General features: G+C 34.6%; 17 protein-coding genes and 1 pseudogene. 8 read left to right on the top strand and 10 right to left on the bottom strand.

Going from position 1 to position 19,423, the window contains the following annotated elements:
* Positions 1–6 precede the first annotated feature (6 nt).
* Both H7F21_RS01055 and H7F21_RS01050 read left to right on the top strand, forming a co-directional pair.
* Positions 7–2,442: a TonB-dependent receptor gene (locus H7F21_RS01055; RefSeq protein WP_185787388.1), complete on the top strand. Its 2,436-nt coding sequence runs from the start codon at positions 7–9 to the stop codon at positions 2,440–2,442.
* Positions 2,443–2,620: 178 nt separating this feature from the next.
* The gene (locus tag H7F21_RS01050) at positions 2,621–3,091 is read left to right on the top strand and encodes a regulatory protein RecX (protein WP_185787387.1); all 471 of its coding nucleotides are present in this window, start codon (positions 2,621–2,623) and stop codon (positions 3,089–3,091) included.
* A 58-nt stretch (positions 3,092–3,149) separates the two neighbouring features.
* Here H7F21_RS01050 and H7F21_RS01045 read toward each other — a convergent pair whose 3' ends face one another.
* A complete protein-coding gene (locus H7F21_RS01045) occupies positions 3,150–3,641 on the bottom strand; it encodes a DUF6646 family protein (protein ID WP_185787386.1) in 492 nt (163 codons plus the stop codon).
* A 72-nt stretch (positions 3,642–3,713) separates the two neighbouring features.
* Complete coding sequence (locus tag H7F21_RS01040) at positions 3,714–4,574, bottom strand: cupin-like domain-containing protein (RefSeq protein ID WP_185787385.1); 861 nt, start codon at positions 4,572–4,574, stop codon at positions 3,714–3,716.
* A gap of 125 nt (positions 4,575–4,699) precedes the next feature.
* Between H7F21_RS01040 and H7F21_RS01035 the strand changes: the two genes are divergently transcribed.
* On the top strand, positions 4,700–5,725 hold the full coding sequence (locus H7F21_RS01035; protein WP_185787384.1) for a sugar-transfer associated ATP-grasp domain-containing protein: 1,026 nt from the start codon (positions 4,700–4,702) through the stop codon (positions 5,723–5,725).
* A gap of 124 nt (positions 5,726–5,849) precedes the next feature.
* On the opposite strand, the pseudogene H7F21_RS17315 reads toward H7F21_RS01035, so the two are convergent.
* The 5 genes and pseudogenes from H7F21_RS17315 to H7F21_RS01015 all read right to left on the bottom strand — a co-directional run.
* A pseudogene (locus H7F21_RS17315) lies at positions 5,850–6,145 on the bottom strand (biotin synthase BioB); the annotation flags it as partial.
* Positions 6,146–6,327: 182 nt separating this feature from the next.
* Positions 6,328–6,801 (bottom strand): hypothetical protein, encoded by a 474-nt coding sequence (locus tag H7F21_RS01030; RefSeq protein WP_185787383.1) that lies wholly within the window; start codon positions 6,799–6,801, stop codon positions 6,328–6,330.
* 47 nt (positions 6,802–6,848) lie between these two features.
* Positions 6,849–8,279 carry a flotillin family protein gene (locus H7F21_RS01025; protein ID WP_185787382.1) on the bottom strand — a complete coding sequence of 477 codons (1,431 nt, stop codon included), beginning with the start codon at positions 8,277–8,279 and terminating at the stop codon, positions 6,849–6,851.
* 51 nt (positions 8,280–8,330) lie between these two features.
* Positions 8,331–8,975: a hypothetical protein gene (locus H7F21_RS01020; protein ID WP_185787381.1), complete on the bottom strand. Its 645-nt coding sequence runs from the start codon at positions 8,973–8,975 to the stop codon at positions 8,331–8,333.
* Positions 8,976–9,280: 305 nt separating this feature from the next.
* Positions 9,281–11,098, bottom strand: a complete 1,818-nt coding sequence (locus H7F21_RS01015; protein WP_185787380.1) for a TonB-dependent receptor plug domain-containing protein — start codon at positions 11,096–11,098, stop codon at positions 9,281–9,283.
* Positions 11,099–11,169: 71 nt separating this feature from the next.
* Here H7F21_RS01015 and H7F21_RS01010 point away from each other — a divergent pair, with 71 nt between their 5' ends.
* Entirely contained in the window at positions 11,170–12,669 is a 1,500-nt protein-coding gene (locus H7F21_RS01010; RefSeq protein WP_185787379.1) for an aminotransferase-like domain-containing protein, read from the top strand.
* On the opposite strand, the gene H7F21_RS01005 is transcribed toward H7F21_RS01010, so the two are convergent.
* A complete protein-coding gene (locus H7F21_RS01005; protein WP_185787378.1) occupies positions 12,656–13,072 on the bottom strand; it encodes a putative signal transducing protein in 417 nt (138 codons plus the stop codon). The genes H7F21_RS01010 and H7F21_RS01005 overlap by 14 nt on opposite strands.
* 131 nt (positions 13,073–13,203) lie before the next feature.
* Here H7F21_RS01005 and H7F21_RS01000 point away from each other — a divergent pair, with 131 nt between their 5' ends.
* The 4 genes from H7F21_RS01000 to H7F21_RS00985 are packed head-to-tail and all read left to right on the top strand — an operon-like array spanning position 13,204 to position 15,076.
* A complete protein-coding gene (locus H7F21_RS01000) occupies positions 13,204–13,683 on the top strand; it encodes a DUF2975 domain-containing protein (RefSeq protein WP_185787377.1) in 480 nt (159 codons plus the stop codon).
* A gap of 10 nt (positions 13,684–13,693) precedes the next feature.
* Positions 13,694–14,218, top strand: coding sequence for a DUF2975 domain-containing protein (locus H7F21_RS00995; protein WP_185787376.1), 525 nt, complete (start codon positions 13,694–13,696; stop codon positions 14,216–14,218).
* A gap of 2 nt (positions 14,219–14,220) precedes the next feature.
* Complete coding sequence (locus H7F21_RS00990; protein WP_185787375.1) at positions 14,221–14,427, top strand: helix-turn-helix domain-containing protein; 207 nt, start codon at positions 14,221–14,223, stop codon at positions 14,425–14,427.
* A gap of 37 nt (positions 14,428–14,464) precedes the next feature.
* Entirely contained in the window at positions 14,465–15,076 is a 612-nt protein-coding gene (locus tag H7F21_RS00985) for a hypothetical protein (protein WP_185787374.1), read from the top strand.
* A 47-nt stretch (positions 15,077–15,123) separates the two neighbouring features.
* Here H7F21_RS00985 and dinB read toward each other — a convergent pair whose 3' ends face one another.
* Positions 15,124–16,341: a DNA polymerase IV gene (dinB, locus tag H7F21_RS00980; protein ID WP_185787373.1), complete on the bottom strand. Its 1,218-nt coding sequence runs from the start codon at positions 16,339–16,341 to the stop codon at positions 15,124–15,126.
* Positions 16,334–19,378 (bottom strand): DNA polymerase III subunit alpha, encoded by a 3,045-nt coding sequence (locus tag H7F21_RS00975; RefSeq protein ID WP_246431393.1) that lies wholly within the window; start codon positions 19,376–19,378, stop codon positions 16,334–16,336. The genes dinB and H7F21_RS00975 overlap by 8 nt, the downstream gene beginning before the upstream one ends.
* Positions 19,379–19,423 lie beyond the last annotated feature (45 nt).

Genomic DNA, 19,423 nt, shown 5'->3' with positions numbered 1-19,423 from the left:
ATTTTAATGAAGATGTGCATAAAATCAAAATGCAATACGATATTTAGCCTTGCTTTATTTCTGTTCTTACAGATTGGGTTTTCTCAGACGGTTACTGTGTTTGAGGGACAGACTAATGAACCAATTCCAGGAGTTACACTATATAATTTTAATAAGACCAAATCTGTTGTTACAGATTTGAATGGTAAAGCAAAATTAGATAGTTTTAACGATAGTGAAACCATCTATTTTCAGAACTTGTTGTATGAAAAAATTCAATTGAAAAAGTCTGAAATTGCTCAAAGAAATTACATCATCTATCTAAGACCAAAAGTGGAGGGTCTAAAGCAAATAGTTATCTCTGCAAGTAAATTCGAACAAAACAAAAGAGATGTTCCGCAAACTATAAAGAGTATAAGTGCCAAAGAAATAGCATTAGCTAATCCACAGACTAGTGCAGATTTGTTGGAAAATACGGGAAATATTTTTGTCCAGAAAAGCCAGCTAGGTGGTGGAAGTCCAATGATTAGAGGTTTTTCTACTAATAGACTTCTAATTACGGTAGATGGTGTTAGAATGAACAATGCTATTTTTAGAGGTGGGAATTTGCAAAATGTCATATCAATTGATCCATTGTCCATAAAAAACACCGAAGTGACCTTAGGCGCAGGTTCTGTGGTTTATGGAAGTGATGCTATTGGTGGTGTTATGAGTTTTTACACTAAGAAACCGCAACTATCTTACAAAGACGATTTATATTTAAATGGTAGTGGCTTAATGAGGTATGCTAGTGCTAATCGAGAGAAAACCGGACATTTTGACCTTAACCTTGGCTATAAAAAATGGGCATTTTTAACCAATGTAAGTTATACGGACTTCAATGATTTAAGAATGGGAAGTCATGGCCCAGATGACTATTTACGAACAGCATATGTCGTTAGAGAGAATGGAGAAGATCTTATTGTTGCCAATTCAGATGATAAATTACAAACACCAACTGCATACAGCCAGATTAACTTGATGCAGAAAGTACGTTATGAGCCTTCCGACAATCTTAATTTTGATTTAGGATTGTATTATACGACAACTTCAGATTATCCAAGATATGATAGGTTACTGAGGCCCCAAGACAATATGCTCCGTTCTGCGGAATGGGAATATGGACCGCAAGAATGGTTTATGGGAAACTTTCAGGTGACCAAAACAAGCAGTAGCTCTAATCTTTACGATAAAATACATGCAGCTGCAGCATTTCAAAATTTTCAAGAAAGTAGAAGTGATAGAGATTTTCAATCACCATTGCGCGAAGTTAGAGCGGAAAATGTGGACGTTATTTCTTTTAATCTCGATTTAGAAAAAAAACTTAATCCAAAAACTAGTATTTTTTATGGCTTGGAATATTTGTATAATACCGTTGGTTCCGAAGGCAAAGAAGAGAATATTGAAACTAATACATCTATTCCCAACGTAACTCGATATCCAAATGGAGCAACTTGGCAATCTTTAGCTGGTTATGCAAGCCTTAAGTATAAGCCCAATCCAAAATTTGTGTTTCAGTCTGGTTTAAGATATAATCAAGTTATCGCTAAAGCAGATTTTACGGAGAACAATACGTTTTTAAATCTACCATTCAATGATGCAGAGATAAATACAGGAGCGTTAACGGGTACCGCTGGTATAACTTGGTCACCAAGTGACATCATGCAATGGAAGTTAAATGCATCAACAGCTTTTAGAGCTCCTAATATAGATGATATAGGTAAGGTGTTTGATTCAGAACCAGGTGCAGTCGTCGTACCTAATAAAGACTTAAAGGCTGAATATGCTTATGGTGGTGAGTTAGGTCTTAAGCTTAATTTTAATGATAAGGTCATTGTAGACATGGCCACTTACTATACTTTTTTGGATAATGCGTTAATTCGCAGGGATTTTGAACTTAACGGGCAAACAGAAATTATTTATGATGGCGAATTGAGTACGGTACAGGCCATACAAAATGCTTCCAAAGCTTGGATTTACGGTTTTGAAGCTGGTGTAGAAATCAATTTTTCAAAAAAACTTAAGTTGAGGTCGCAATACAATATTATAGGTGGCACTGAAGATAATGATGGCCTAGAAGTGCCTATAAGACATGTCGCTCCAAATTTTGGAAGAACTCATTTTATTTGGAAGAATGATAAACTGCTGTTTGATGCTTTTTTAGTTTACAATAACGAATTATCATTTAATCAGCTGGCACCATCAGAATTGTCAAAAGACTATTTGTATGCTAAAGATGAAAACGGAAATCCTTATTCACCATCGTGGCATACTTTAAATTTTAGAACGCAATACAATTTTAAAAATAAATTTACTATTACGGCTAGCTTGGAAAATATTACGGACCAACGCTATAGACCTTATTCTTCTGGTATCGCAGCCGCAGGTAGAAACTTGATTTTAGCACTAAAGTATTCATTCTAAAAAAACCTCACATTGAGGCTTCTAATTATAATATTAGGGATACTATAAAGCAAAGAGCGTAGTTCTTGTTATAGGGATTAATTAACTAAAAACTAATTACAAAGATATATTAAATTCGTTGTTAATCAGGGAGTTGTAAGGTGAGAAATTATAATCAAAATGTTATACTTTCGTACTCATGAATCCGCAAAAAACCTATACTGTCGATGAAGCACAAAAAAAGCTCGAAAATTACTGTGCTTATCAAGAGCGTTGCCATAAAGAGGTGAGGGATAAGCTTTGGGGCATGCGAATGATTCCTGAAGCTATAGATAAAATCACTGTACACCTCATTCAGAACAACTATCTCAATGAAGAACGGTTTGCCAAGGCTTTTATAAGAGGTAAATTCAGGATTAAGAAATGGGGAAAAAATCGTTTGGTTAGAGAACTAAAGTTTAGAGAGATTTCTAAATATAGTATCGATAGTGCTTTAAAAGAAATTGATCAGGGCACTTACCAACAAACCCTTGATGAACTTGTGAGAAAACGTATATCACAAGTGAAAGAAAAAAATATCTACAAGAAAAAAAGAAAAGTAGCCGACTACCTGCTCTATAGAGGTTGGGAGTCTCATTTTATTTACGAAAAACTCAATGAGTATTTATGAAAAAAGCCTTTCCAAATTAATGAAAAGGCTCTAATATCATAGTTGCTTTTAAGTGCTGTTATAGGTTGAAAGTAGCACCGATATTTAAAGTAAACTGGTTATATATATAATAACCAACGTCTGTTTTGTCATCATCATATTTCGCTAATGGAAATGCTGCTTCCGTATATATTCCAAAGCCTTCAGAGAAGAAATAACGTGCGCCTACATGACCGCCAAAATTCTTTAAACTTAAGCTGAGGCCAGGATAAAAATCGAAATTCTCATCAATATTCAATACGCTCCCTAAGTTGGCATTAAAACGACCTTTAATATCAAAACGGTCTCCAAAATCTGCATCCAAACGGTCATCGATACCCAGTGCATAAGAAGAGGATACACCAATGGAAATATTTTCGCCTAAGCCATAGTCGTAAGTGACATTGATTCCTGTGGCTTCATCTTGAAAATTCGCACCAATCTGGAATTTTTGGTCTCCTTTGCCCTCAAACGCTTGTGAGTTGCCAAAACTAAACGCCAATAATGCTGCTATTATAACAATTTTTTTCATGTTCATGATTTTTAAAAATGTGGGCTAATATACAAATTTTAGATTCCTGACGTCATAGCAATTAGAAAGAAATTAAACGAACCTATTCGTGTTGATTATTGCTTTTTCGTTCTTCCAATCGATCCATTTCTGTCCTTGAACGCGTCGCATTAAATTGTCATAATTGCGCATTAAAAATACATTATACAATGCTTTTCCTAAGTTCTTAGGATTTCTAGCTATAGCTCTAAGGCTCATAGAGAAGCCAGGTGTGATATAGCGCATATAATGCCAATAACCCTCTGGCATATATAATACTTCACCATGTTTTAAGTCACAAATCCAACCTTTGGCATGTTTAAGTGCTGGCCATTTTTTAAAATCTGGATTGGCAAAATCTATATCTTCTCGTGTGATTAATGAATGTGGAACTTTATATAAATAGTTGTTCTGTTTCTGATCGAAAAGAATACATTGTTTTTTGCCTTCAAAATGAAAATGAAAGATATTGGCCAAATCAATATCATAGTGCATGAAAGTATAGGAATCTGTACCTCCGAAAAAGAGCATAGGCAAACCTTTCATTAACCGAAGCCCAAAATCTGGATAGCTAAAATCTTTTTGAAGCTCTGGGACCTCCTTTAAAATATTCCAAAGGAAAATCCTGAATTTTGTGGGTTCACGTTTTAATAAATCCACATAGTCACTCATTTTCATGGTAGCATGTGCTTCATTAAAACCATCTTTATAGTCTACAGGCCTATTGTCATAAAGCGGAACAGTTTTATCACCTGCTACTTCCCTCATATACTCCAAACTCCATTTAGAATATGCTGGCCAATGATCTATAAAATGTTCTATCACCACAGGCTTTTGTGGTTTAAAATAGTGTTTTAAAAAATCAGCTTTCGTGATGGTTTCAACACGAGGTATATCTTGAAGATTTAATTGCAATTTCGATTGATTTACTAAGTCAAAGTTAATAAAACGATATAAATGTTAGCATATTGTTATATGAATTAGATGAATGATTAGCTTTTTATTTTAGATTATATTTGACTCAGCCTAAAGTAATTTTAATGAATAGATTCAAAGTTTTTTTAAAAGATCCCAATAAGAAAAGTTTTTTAAAGATTATTAAAGAAGTCGTCATTCTGATTTTTATTAAAAAGGAGATTCCTTTTTATTATTTTAAATATTTGTATCGACAGAATGTGGATAATTATTTAGATTACTTAAGTCTGAAAGAACAAAGAAAACTTCAAGACCATAAAAGGTTACATAATCCCGAATACGTAGAAATTCTAGACAATAAGCTCAAGTTTGCTTTATTTGGTAGATCTAATGACTTAGCAGTACCAAAGATGGTTGGGTATAACTTGAAATCAAAATTATTTTGTGATGCTGCTGAACATCAAATATCTGATTTAAATCAACTGATACTATCTTATAAGAAGTTGTATGAAGATCATAAAGTTAATCAGCTTTTTTTTAGACCACTTTCTGGAAGTGGTGGCAAAGGATGTTTTAAACTTTCAAAATCTAATTTAGAAAGCGAGTTGAAACAAAAAGGCGATACCATTTTAAATTCAGAATATATTTATACTAAAGTAGTTGCGCAACATCAATCCATTAATCAAATACACGAGAAATCCATAAATACCCTAAGACTAGTAACTTTGATAACTTTAGAGGGTACTTGTGAAATCATAAGTGCTTTTATGAGATTTGGTATAGGAACAAGTGTTGTAGACAACGCTTCTTCAGGCGGTTTTTTTGTGGGTATAAATCACGATGATGGGACTTTAAAACCTAAGGGCCATTTTTTACCACAATATGGAGCGCAAGAAATTTATGAGCACCCTGACAGTGGTTTTAAATTTGAAGGTTTTAAAATTCCATTTTATAAAGAAGCTTGCGAAACGGTTATAAATGGAGTTAAAGCCTTACCAAATCGATTTATTGGCTGGGATGTAGCTATAAGTGATAAGGGACCTGTGATTATTGAAGCTAATACAAAACCTCATATGCAAATGAGTAATATCGCTGAAGGAGGTATGCTAAAGAACAAGCATGTAAAAAATGTAATGGCAGAATTATCTTAAAGCTTTTGCATTTTGCTTTGATTCTTCACAATAAGGTCAAACTTATGCTCTTGGTCGCAACAATGCTTGATATTTCGAATCTGACGTCCAACTGTTTCTGGCTACATTTTTTTAACGAATGGTTTTGATCTTCTAGAGGTGTACCGTCAATAGCTACCAAAGAATTGATCGGAACAAATTCTCGTTGTGGGTTTAAAGTTGTTAGCAACTACTAACATGCCTGCTCTTTCCTTTTCTCTCATACCAATTATGCTTCCAGAACAAACCCATCGGGTTTACGGACATTATCAATAATTTTAGTCAGTCATTAAAGCCACATATTGAAATTGCTTCTCCATAATATTTTCCTTAAGAATCTAAATTGTGATTATAATTATATAAACTAGCTTCAGCTAAATGTGGTGCCTGATTTACGGTAAGTTTTAATGGATAATAACGTCGATACTTAAATCATGTTTTTAATCAAGATATTTTCTATGAATTTATGCATTTTCATGGAGTGATTCCATTAAAGATTTTTAATTTATGTTTAGAATTTTTCTTTAGCCCAGTTGCATCTTACTTTGCCTTTATAGGCTCATGTCTTGGTATAGCAAAAATGGTTACAGCCATTTAGATTCTCGCTCCGTGGCATCTAGGATGTCTATATTTAATATAGATGCTATTTCTTTTGCTTTTCTAAAAGCATCATCAACATCATACGTGTTATAGGCTTCAATTTTTTGATTGGTATTATAAAATAAATTTAGTTTTATAATTTGGTTTGTGACATTGGCCTCAGCCGACAACTGTCTTAGGGTGGTGGTTTCATTTGTCCGAAATACTGAAACATATTCAATATTTGGGATAGGTTTCCATTTTCCAAAAGATATCCCTAAAATTGATTTTATCTCACGATACCTGTTATTTTTGAAATCAAATTCAGAACCCTCAACCAAAAGAAAGAAGACGCCCATACCCATAAGAATAAAGCCCTTAAAACTAGATAAAAGAGAGATTATTCCAATTGCTAATGCGGTGCAGCCAAGTATTAACTTCCAAACAGGGAGCTTTCTTTTAAAAATAAATTTGTCCATCTACTATCCAATAGGAAAAGCCCACCATTACAGTGAGCTTTTTCATTTTACTTATCATTTGATTTTTCAATTTCAGCATCATCTGCATCAATCTGTCTTTTGTCTTTACCTTTTAAATACTCAGGTAAATCCATACCAGCCATATTAAACATTTCTTGCAAAGGTGGTACTGACTTATACATGCCAGAGATAAAGTTAGAAGTCGATGATTTGCCATCTTTTCCTCCGCCATTCTCCCAAACGGTTACCTTATCAATCTTAATATTCTTAATAGCTTCTGCTTGAGTTTTCACTAACTCTGGTAATTTATCTGCAATTAATAAGAGTACGGCATCTTTAGAATTGTTACCTGCTGCCTTCACGATTTCATCTAAACCAGCAGCTTGCTTAGTCAAGACTTCGTAAAGTCCTTTTGCCTCTGCCTGAGCTTTGAATAATATAGCATCGGCTTCACCTTTTGCACGTCTTCTAATGCGCTCTGCTTCAGCTTCAGCATCGATTTCTACCTTCTTTTTGTCAATTTCTGCAGGTACAATAACATCAGCCATTTGTGACGAACGCTCACGCTCTGCTCTTGCCAATTCCGCTTGTTGCTCAGCAGCATAAGACTCTTCTAAGGCTTTTGCAGACTGTACTTTCTCTGCTGCAATCGCAACACGCTCAGCTTCAGCTTCGCGCTGACGACGAAGGGAATCTGAATTCGCCACTGCAATTTTCGCTGTATTTTCACCTTCAACGGCCTGCGCATTTGCGGCTGCAACCTGGGTGCGCTCATCTTGCACAGCATTAGCTTCACCAATAGAACCATCTCTTGTTTTTTCGGCAACCGATTTACGTGCTGCATTAATAGCGTGAGCAGCAGCTTCTTTACCAAGCGCCTCTATATAACCAGACTCGTCAACAATATCCGTGATATTTACGTTAATCAATTTTAAACCAACTTTCTTCAGCTCTGATTCTACAGACTGTGAAATATTAGCTAAGAATTTGTCTCTGTCCGAGTTAATTTCTTCAATATCCATAGAAGCCACAACTAAACGTAATTGTCCAAAAATAATTTCTTGAGCCAAATCTTGTATTTCGTTTTGTCCTAAGCCTAATAGACGCTCGGCAGCGTTTTGCATAACGCCTGGCTCAGTAGACACACCAATTGTAAAACGCGATGGTACATTAACACGAATGTTTTGTTTTGATAGCGCATTGACCAAATTCACTTCAATAGAAATGGGTGTTAAGTCCAAAAATTCATAGTCCTGAATAACTGGTAATATAAAAGCCGCACCACCATGTATACATTTGGCAGATTGTCCGCCACCAACTTTACCATAGACGACTAAAATTCGGTCTGAAGGACAGCGTTTGTAACGTTTTATTAAGATGATAATTGTTAAAATAATAAATAAGGCCACAAAAATGAGTAGCATTGGTCCGCCAAAGCCTTCCATATTAATGTTTTCTTGAATGAGTAAGTTGATCATAGGACTTAGATTTTAATAGTTAATATTCAGTATTTTAGTTAGTTTTTTTGATTATTCGTTGCTTAATAGATGCTTTCCGCCTTTATCTAGTTGTTTATTTTGAGACTGATTGGGTTCAATGGGTTTACGCGTATGGTCGACAATGAGAATTCCGTTGGATGTGACATCAACCACTTTAATGATAGTACCTGATTTTAGCTCAGTCATAGCATCCGTGAGGGCGTCGAGTTCGCGAACGGTTCCCTGAACGTTAACACTTACTTTTCCCATTCTAGAGCGATCTGGACCTATTGTTAAATAAACTTCTCCAACGGCATCTAATGCATTTTTATAGTTTAAGGTGCCACTATCCGAGAGTTTATGAATAAAGTAGAATAGTGTTGCCATAATTAGCATCATCAATAAACCACATACAACGGATATGATAATGGTTAATGGTTTTGATAGACCAGCATCGATGCAAGCAATGCCACTCCAGCCAAATATGGTAAAAAAGCCAACGAGATTTTTAAAGCTTATAAATTGAAATCCAGCACCGACATCACCATCAAAATCGCCATCAACATCACCTATATCGTCTGCATCGCCACCAGCAAAAGCCATGAGCATCACTATTATAAACACCAATGAGCCAACAAGAGCAATTGCCCAATATATTTTGGATAAAAATTCTAAGTTTGAAAACCATTCTGCCATAACAATGTAGATTTATAATGCGTTAATAAATATACGACCATTGTAAGAAATCACCACGTAATTTCTGAAAGTAAATCGGACACAAAATCACCACCAAGAAAGACGTTTTAAGTCGTGGTTTTTGAAATCTTTTTTTGAACTATGATTGTTCAAATTAGGAATGTCAATTTGTACTATGATGGTTAGTGTAAAGTACGGTCGTTTCTATACTTTTTTCATCAAATAAGATTTGATATTTGACCTACTTTCAATATATCAGTAGTGATTGAAAGAATTTTGTTACAAGAAATTTAAAATATTTTCTACTAGAAATTATAACGCATTCCGAATAGAACATTACTAGGTGGCATTGGTGTAAACCCAGTTTCAATATAGTCAGCATCAAAAATATTACTCGCTGTAATTGTCAATTCCATTTGTTTTAATCTCCAGACTAATGATGCATCCCAAACATTATAGGTTTGTCCAGTAGTTCGTTCGGCATATTTATAGACAATATTCTGACGCATGTTTTTAAATAGTTGCGTACTGAAGCGCGTTATGTATTGGTGCTTTAGCGTATTTAAGGAATAACGTGACAATTCCTCGTTTTGATCTAAAATATTATCGTCTAAGTTGGCATAACCGAAGGCAAGTGTTTGTGTGAAACCGTTTAATTTAAAGTTATAAGCAGCGTCAAATTCTAACCCTTTAGTATTTACTTCGGTTATATTGGTAGCTGTAAAAATAGTTTCCGTAGCATTAGGTCTAATATAATCTATGAGGTTTTTAGCATCTCTGTTAAAGACAGCAAGAGTAGCTCTAAATTTGGGTGTAATGTACTTGATACCTAATTCTTGGGCGAAAGCTTCTTCAGGTTCTAAATCTGGATTACCATTAGTTCGTGGGTCGCTATAATATAAATCTGTGTAGGTTGGTATTCTGTAGGTATATCCAATATTTCCATAGGCTTTTAAATTTGAAGAAATATCAAAACCAATATCTAAACCAGGAAAGGCATGAAATTTAAAATCTGAAAAGTAAGTCAATGCCACACCAGGCGTAATATCTAATTTGTTTTCTAAAAGAGAGAATCGATGTTCGAGAAAGACGTTAGTCATAAACCGATTTCTATTTCCTAAATTGTTACTTCTCAAATAGATTTTAGATATATCTACGCCAAAGCCTGTAATACCCAATTCTGTAGTGTAAGATGCATTGGCTTCGGCCCCAATTTTATCTGAAATATGAAAGTTTCTAAAAAAGTTAGGTTCAAAACGTTTTAGCAAGAACATATCTTGATTACGCTTCCAATATACTCTTGGTTGAATTTTCAATTTATTCGTTCTGAACGTTGTTGTTAATGCAATGAGGCTATTTTGGGTTTCTTCGTATTCATTCCAATCTGGATTGGTAGTGTAGAAATTTTCAGCACCAAATTTGCGCTCAAAAAATGTAGCTATCATTTCAATGGGCTGTTCTTTCTTGTTAAAAACGCTTTTTAGGAAATAATTTGAATTATCATAATCTGAATTATTTCTGTAACCCTCGGAAGTTACTCTCCCAACATGTACAATATGTGATGAATTTTCCAATGCCGCACCAGCAGTTACATTCCCGTTGAGCTGGCCAAAAGAGCCCGTTTCGACATTTGTTGAGACTGTATTATTCAAGTTCTTCTTGGTGACAATATTAATAGCTCCAGTAAATGCATTTTGTCCAAAAACTCTGGCTGCAGGTCCTTTTATAATCTCTATACGCTCAATAACTTCTATAGGCAGAGCAGCATTCATAGTGTGATGGCCAGTTTGTGCGTCATCCATTTTAATACCATCAATGAGTAAAAGTGTCTGGTCAAAACCACCACCTCTAATGTGTAAATCGGCTTGGCTTCCACCTGTACCACGACGTCTTATATCTACACCTGCCACTTGCTGTAATAAATCAGCAACATTTACTGCAGCACTGTTTTTAATATCAGCTGCTGTGATAATATTTATAGTTCTTGAATTTTCCCTAAAAGGCAAATCGATGCGTGTACCAGTTAATGTAATAGAGTCTAGATCCTGTTGTGGAATATCTTGTGCATTGAGCTGAAAACTAAGTGCAAAAAGTAATGTGGAAAGGCAATATATTTTTCTCATGATATGATTAACGTTTGAATAGGCAAAAGTCGTAACTTTCCGGACGATTTCAATAGGCCACTTTAAAAACGTTGGATAGTCCGGTTAATAACATACTAAAACAACTGATATCATTTGATAAATCCTTGGTGCAACCTGTCTATGTCCAAGTCGCTCAGCAAATTATAAATGCGATTCAACGTGGTTATGTATCAAAAGGCAATAAATTACCAGGTACACGAACCTTAAGCAACTTATTAACTATACACAGAAATACAGCGGTAGCCATATATGATGAGCTAGCATCTCAAGGATGGGTGGATATTGTAGCAAATAAGGGCACTTTTGTTTTAGAGCCAGAGCAGACCACAGCAAAGATAACGGCTACTGGTAAATCCGTGAATCAAGCTTATTCGTATCCTTCGGAAGCTGGTTTTCCTTTTCAAGAATCATTTCATTTGGCGTCTACAGTCCAAGAAACAACTGCAACATTTGTAATGAATGATGGTAAGCCCGACTTACGATTGCATCCAACACATCAGTTTTCGAGATGGTATAGTGCAGCTATGAAACGTAAGTCTTTAGTGCATCATTGGAATCGATCCACTGCTACAACAACTTCAAATTTTAAAGCACAGCTTTGTAATTATTTAAACGCTACGCGGGGATTTCATATACATCCAAATCATATAATGAGTACGCGAAGCACAGAAATGAGTCTTTATATAGTATCTCAATTATTGATTAAACAAAATGATGTGGTTTTGGTAGGGCAATTAAGCTATTATGCTTCAAATACCATTTTTCAAGAGGCTGGTGCAATTATAAAAACAATTCCTGTAGACGAGCATGGTCTCGACGTTGATTATATCAAAAAGCATTTTATTAAAAATAGTATTAGATGTGTTTATGTATGTGCGCATAGACATTATCCAACGACAGAAACTTTAAATGCAGAGCGACGACTGCAGCTATTGCAATTGGCAAAGTCTTATGGCTTTGCAATTATTGAAGATGATTATGATTATGATTTTCAATTTGAGGGTTCTGCTATGTTGCCTATGGCAACTGCAGATGCTGACGGTATGGTTATTTATCTAGGTAAAATGGGTCAATCATTATTTACAAGTTTTCAATCAGGTTTTGTGGTAGCACCAGAAAATCTAATTTCTGAAGCCAATAACTACCTGAGCTTACTCGACGAACAAGGCGATTTAATACAACAGCAAATGTTAGCAGAGTTAATTTCTGAAGGTGAAATTTATAGGCTAGTCAAAAAAAACAATTTGATATATAAACAACGTTGCAACTATTTGTGTGAGCAATTAGAACATTATTTTGAAGACATAGTAGCGTTTAAAAAACCTTCGGGTGGTTTGGCGATTTGGTTACAGTTTCGTAAAACCATTTCACTAGTAAGATTCGCTGAGGAAGCCGAAAAAATCAATTTGTTTCTTCCTAAAACGATTCTTTATCAAGATAAAAGCACTTGTGCTATTCGCTTAGGTTATGGCCACTTAAATGAAGAGGAACTAGAAACTGTCGTGATAAAATTGAAAAGAGCCTATGATAGTGTTGCTAGTCTTCAGTAGTAACTATAGTATCGCAATCGTCACACTTATATTGAAAACGTGCGCTGATAGGCAAAGTTCCTGTAACGAAACCAATTATAAAAGAGAAAAAAGATTTGAAACCAGTTATTGTTGAATATAGGTTCACACTATTGTTATTGCAATTTGGACAAGTAATGGCATTTCCATCGTCATCTAAAGCATAGGTTTTAATAGATTGTAGAATGGCTCTCGCTTGTGCTTCATCCTTGGCAAGCACTTTTAATTTTACGCCACCAATGGCTTGACTTACTAAAGGATCTGTGTCTATAGTAATATTATCTCTCAGAAAAACTTCAATACCATCAGCCTCTAATCGGCCTTTTACAATTTGGGCTTCAGTAGAATATGGAAATCTTGCTATAGTAACGAATGTGTCTTGCATATATCAAAGATAATTAGAGCTATTGGGTTTATAAAACTTAATAACACAGAGTTTTGAAATTACTTATTACAATAAAAAATTATTGTTTATCAATAATTTTTATATATTTGTTATTGTTAAACAATAATAAAATGAAAAAAATTAAGTTCCTACATTATTTTGTGATTGCTCTTCTTTTAATTAATATCATTTGGTTTTTAAGGTATATTTATTATCAACCAAAATTTCACAAACTGTTTTTCAATATAGCGGAGGTTCAAAACTATGCGCCATATAAGGATGTTAATTTTCTTGTAGATATGTTTTTTTATCTATTAACAATAGTTGGTCTTTTTTTTATCCATCTTGGGCTATATGACTTTATTAAGAAAGGATTTTTTAATACTAAAAGCTACTCTAGGTCTAGAAGAGCAGCTTTATTATTTGTTATTTCTGGCTCTTTCAACTTTGTTTTTCATGTAGTGAATCCACTATTTAAAGGCAGAAATTTTTTCGAACTCTTTATTGGAAACGACTTTCTTATTTTGGTTTTGGGTATTGGGCTTTACGTTTTGGCAGATCTTGTCCAAAATGGAAATGTGTTAAAACAAGAAAACGACCTAACCATTTAACAATATAATTATGAAAGACAATACAAAACTATTAACCATCATTACTTATGCTATTTTATTAGGTGCGGTTTCAGTCCTTTTAAATGATATGCGTGAGTTTGATTTTAACCAATTTGAGAAATTTCAAAATTGGGCAAAAACGGCAGATAAAAGTGAACATTGGTTCACTTCAAAAAACGCCATTGAATGGAGTTATTACGCTATAAGCGCGGCTATTTTCTTTTGGCGAGGCTACCTTATATATGGCTTTAGTTATTTCCTGTCTATTCTAAAAGAGGTTGAAAACGGAAATTACTTCAGTGATAAGAATATTAAATACTTCAAAAGGATTGGAAGTATTTTTATCAATTATACAATAAGCATACTAGTCTTAAGGTTTCTCTTAACCGCAATAGATGGCTCTACGTTTAAATTTATTAGAGAGCTTAAAGGAGAATTCACATTTTTAATTCCAGCGGGATTGGCATTTTACATTTTGGCTAAAATTTTTGAAAAGGGTAAAGCAGTAGAAGAAGAAAACGATTTAACTATATAGTTATGCCAATAGTAGTCAACCTAGACCTTATGTTAGTAAAGCGAGACATGAAGAGTAAAGAACTTGCTCAAATTATTGGTATTACCACGGCTAACCTATCTATCTTAAAATCAGGAAAGGCTAAAGCAGTGCGCTTTTCTACTTTAGAAGCTATTTGCGAGGCATTAGATTGCCAACCAGCTGATATTTTAGAGTATGTTGAAGATTGATCTATTAAATTTATATTTGTAAAAAATAAAATATTAAGTGAAAGACTTTATTACAGTGTTAGTTCTAATCATTTCAATATCTACTTATTCTCAAAAGAGAGATTTTAAGGATGATATCGATACTTTGGTTTTGAAAAATGGAAAAGTTTTAACAGGTGTCGTTACAAAATTAAAAGGTGGACGTGTTGGAATTAAGGAAGGAAAAACAAGAAAAGACACGAAAAAGAGTGTTGAATACACCAATGATGAGATAGAGAGATTTGTTATAGGACATACGGTAAGTTTTAAAAAAAGATTTTATTTACAGTTTAAAGAAGAAATAAAACCATATAATTACTACATTCTTGGTTTTAATGACCCTGATAAATATAGGTTGGTTAGTGCTTATATAATACATAAAGGTGAAAACTACGACTTTTACGCTTACAATGTTAATTTTCAATCAACAACGTGGCATTTTTATGTCATTACTAAGAAAAATAGTAAGGAGGCTTTATATAGATATAGAGACAAGGGAAAGAAGAAAAATTTGAAAGCTATTATAGAGAAGTTTACTGATTGTGAACAAATGAAGAAAATATTGGAAGATAAAAGTTACAAGAAAAAAGATTTCAATTTATACAAAGAAATTGATAATCATTGTATTTGAGTAAATCTTCATATATAAATATATTTTAGAGTATGTTGAAGATTGATCTACTGATGTCTATTCGCCAATAAAGGAGGCGGTTCGCCATTAAAAGGGTTCCAACGACTAATCGTTTTAGCTTCCATACCAGCAGCACTCATCACAACCCTATCGCCATAACGTTTACGCATCTTGTCCATGGCATTTGCTAAATTGAGATGCATCTCGTTGTCTTCAAAAAGGTTGACTTGATGACCACCTTCTACCAAATGACTAAACTTTACACCAATTAATCGAACCAATAATCTGCGATTATATAGTTTTTTAAATAGTCCTAAGACCACAGGAATAATATTGTGGTCCATGGCACTATATGGAATTCGCTGTTGTTGTGTGTAGGTTTGAAAATCAGAATATCGAATTTTAAAGGTGACACAAGCTGTGAGCTTATGACCACGACGCAGCTGGAAAGCCAAATTTTCTGCCATAGCAATGACCAAGCCTTTAAGCTTATGCATATCTGTAGTGTCTTGCCCAAAGGTGCGCTCTGTAGAAATAGACTTACGCTCATGGTATTGTATTACAGGACTATTATCAATACCGTTGGCTTTTTTCCAAATAGAAAGGCCGTTTTTACCAAGAACTTTATGCATTAATTCCATGGGCATGTCCTGTACGGTTTTAATACGTTTCACGCCTAAATCGCATAAAGCTTTGTAAGTCACATTACCAACCATTGGAATCTTTTTCACCGAGAGTGGTGCTAAGAATGGCTTTTCGGTACCAGATATAATTCTAATCTCATTATTGGGTTTTGCTTCACCTGTTGCAATTTTTGAAACGGTCTTATTTAATGACAAACCAAATGAAATTGGTAATCCGGTTTCTTTAATGATGCGTTGCCGTAATTCTGAAGCCAACTTGTGGCAACCAAAGAATTTATCCATGCCTGTTAAATCTAGATAAAACTCATCAATGGATGTCTTTTCGTAAAGTGGTACACTTTCTTTTATTACATCTGTGACTTCATTAGAGAATTCGCTGTATAGCCCAGAATTTCCTCTAAGTACAATGGCTTCAGGACATAATTGTTTTGCCATACGCATTGGCATAGCAGAATGGACACCAAAAGTTCTGGCCTCATAACTACAAGAAGCAACAACACCTCTATCACTAGTGCCACCAATAAGTATAGGTTTGTCATTTAGACGACTATCCTTACGTCGTTCACAAGACACAAAAAAGGTGTCTAAATCCATGTGTACTATAGAGCGATTATTATTCATATTGTGCTTTAAGGTCCTTAAAACTTTTCTTCCTTTGAAATGTTGGATTCAAAGAATTGATAGCGTAACGTGGATCTTCAATAATAGCCAAACGTTCTAGCTTTGAAACTTCAATATTCACACAATCAAATTCTACCATCACTTTGCCTATAACTTCATAAATGCCTTTTCCTCTAAATGGGTATTTTACTGCTATAGGAGGAAAGTGAACCGTATCTATAAAATCACCATCACGATCTAGAAACGTCCCAAAGTGCATGAGCTTTCCATTTGCGGTTTTTGTGTTTTTCGTTGTTACTAAATACCCTTCAATTTTTATAAGCTTTCCCTCTAGCTTCAGTAGATGTTTGGCACGTAATCTACTAGTAGATGGTTGCTCTAATAAATAAAACGGATTGCAGAGTGGAAAGCCTAATAGCTCTATTTCGTCAAAAGCATTTTCTAATGCTGTACTTGGTAATTTTGGCGTACTGTAATTAATGCGCTTGGTTTTAAATAGCGTCACAATATGTTCTTGGATAACGGTTTTACTGATTTTTAGATGTGCTTCCCATAACAGCTCACGTTTATTAATTTTAGTAAAGCGAAATGCATTTATTTTTATAAGAATGGTAATCTGTTCTACAGAAATAGGAACACGCTCTATAAAATCATCGAGAGATTTAAACAATCCATAACTTTCGCGTTCCTCAAGAATACGCTCTATGGTTTTAGATTCTAAAGATTGTAAAAACATAAAGCCTAAAAAAATAATGTCACTATTGATAATGGCTTGTGCAAAACTAGTGTTTATACAAGGCGCTTCAATTTTCCCGCCATGCATTCTAGCTTCATGAATATAAAGCTCTGTTCGGTAAAATCCACCAAAATTATTGATAGTGGCCGTCATATATTCCAAAGGATAATAGGCTTTTAAGAACAGGCTTTGATAGCTCTCCACGGCATAGGATGCCGAATGCCCTTTTGCAAAGGCATAGCCAGCAAAACTTTCAATTTGCCGCCAAACGTCAGCCACAAATTCATAGGGTTTTCCATCGTTTATACAGTTATCAAAAAATTGTTGTTTCACTTTTAAAAATTCGTCACGCGAACGAAATTTACCAGACATGCCGCGACGTAACATATCGGCTTCACCCAAATCCAAACCGCCAAAGTGATGTGCCACTTTAATCACATCTTCTTGATAGACCATAACGCCAAAAGTTTCTGGCATCAGTTCTGCTAATACAGGATGTGCCTCTTGTCGTTTTTCGGGATAGCGATAACGTAAAATGTATTGACGCATCATGCCACTTTTGGCGACACCAGGACGAATGACTGAACTTGCAGCTACCAAACCCAAATAATCATCTACTTGTAATTTTTTTAATAGCATACGCATAGCAGGCGATTCTACATAGAAGCAACCAATGGCTTTGGCATTTCGCAATAGATATTTTATGCGTTCATCTTGTTTAAAACGCTTAATATCATGAATATCAAGTTTGGGTTGATGAGGATGGTTATAAGCCACAATGTCTACGGCATCTTTAATTTTTCCTAAGCCGCGCTGACTTAAAATGTCGAATTTGTAGAGGCCAATATCTTCTGCAACGACCATATCAAACTGTGTCGTGGGAAAACCTTTAGGAGGCATAAATGTCGCACCATAATAATGAATTGGCTTTTCTGAAATTAAAATACCACCTGCATGAATGCCTAAGTAGTTAGGAAAACCCTCAATGTATTGGCTGTATTTAAGAACGAGTTGTGAGAGTCTATCCAATTGGCTCACATTAAACTTACCTCGTGTTAGCATATCCATTTCAGACTTTGGTAATCCAAAAACCTTACCTAATTCGCGTACAGAAGCCTTGAATTTAAAAGTGTTATAAACTGTTATTAAAGCTGTGTTCTTGAAGTTGTCGAAAATGAAATGTGTAATATCATCTCTATCTTTCCATGAAAAGTCGATATCGAAATCTGGCGGATTTTGTCGAAAGAGATTGATGAAGCGCTCAAAATACAGATCTAGCTCAATAGGATCTACATCTGTAATACGAAGTAAATACGCAATAATACTATTGGCACCACTTCCGCGACCAACATAGAAATACCCTTTACTGCGTGCGTATTCCAAGATTTTCCAGTTGATTAGAAAATAGGATACAAAGCCTTTCTCTTTTATAATATGAAGTTCCTTGTCTATACGTTGGTAAATTTCTGGTCTAGCATCATTACCATAACGATAAGTGATGCCGTCGTAGGTTAGTTTTTCTAATAGGGCATAGTCTGAAGCTACATTTTCAGTTAGACATTTTTGATTTTTGGGTTCGTTGTTTTCAAAATCGAAATCAATGGTACAATCCTCCAGAAGTTGCTCTGTATTATGTATTAGCTTTGCAAATTCGGAATATGTATGACACAGTTCGTCATAAGGCATCATCATATCATCTGGGTTACCCTCTTCAGTTTTTGGTAGTTTACTCAACAAGGTGTTATTATCAATAGCGCGTAGTAAGCGATGTGTATTAAATCCTTTCTTATTTTGAAAAGAGACCGTTTTCAAGACTACTAATTTATCTCTAAATTGATTCCATTTCGAAAATTTCAAATGATTAAGGTCTTTAGGAGCAATACCTAAAAACTCATTAGGTTTTAAGTTGAAATTCTTGCCTTTTTGGTAAGGATAAATCACGAAACAATCTTCTAAAATAACCTCAGGTCGTTCAGGAATTTTTAAATCACGGTTATGAAGAAATTTAGACAGATAATCATTGATATTTTTAAATCCATTGTTGTTTTTTGCAATGAGAATAAATTCTTGATGCGCCTTGTTTCTAAAATCGACACCAAGAACAGGTTTTACTTTATATTTTTTAGATAGGCGCACAATATCCAAACAGGCTGAGGTGGTATTAATATCAGTAAGCGCTAAAGTCTGAACACCATTTTCTGAAGCAATAGCAAGCAGTTTCTCAGGTTTTATAGTGCCGTAGCGCAGGCTGTAATAGGTGTGACAGTTTAAATACATAGGATTAACAAAATTAGCTATCATATGTAGTTTTTGTTGCTTATATTTGTAGCAAATATTGTTAAATAT

The organism is Winogradskyella flava, assembly GCF_014243395.1.
GTDB lineage: Bacteria > Bacteroidota > Bacteroidia > Flavobacteriales > Flavobacteriaceae > Winogradskyella > Winogradskyella flava.
This window is presented reverse-complemented; position numbering and strand designations above follow the sequence as displayed.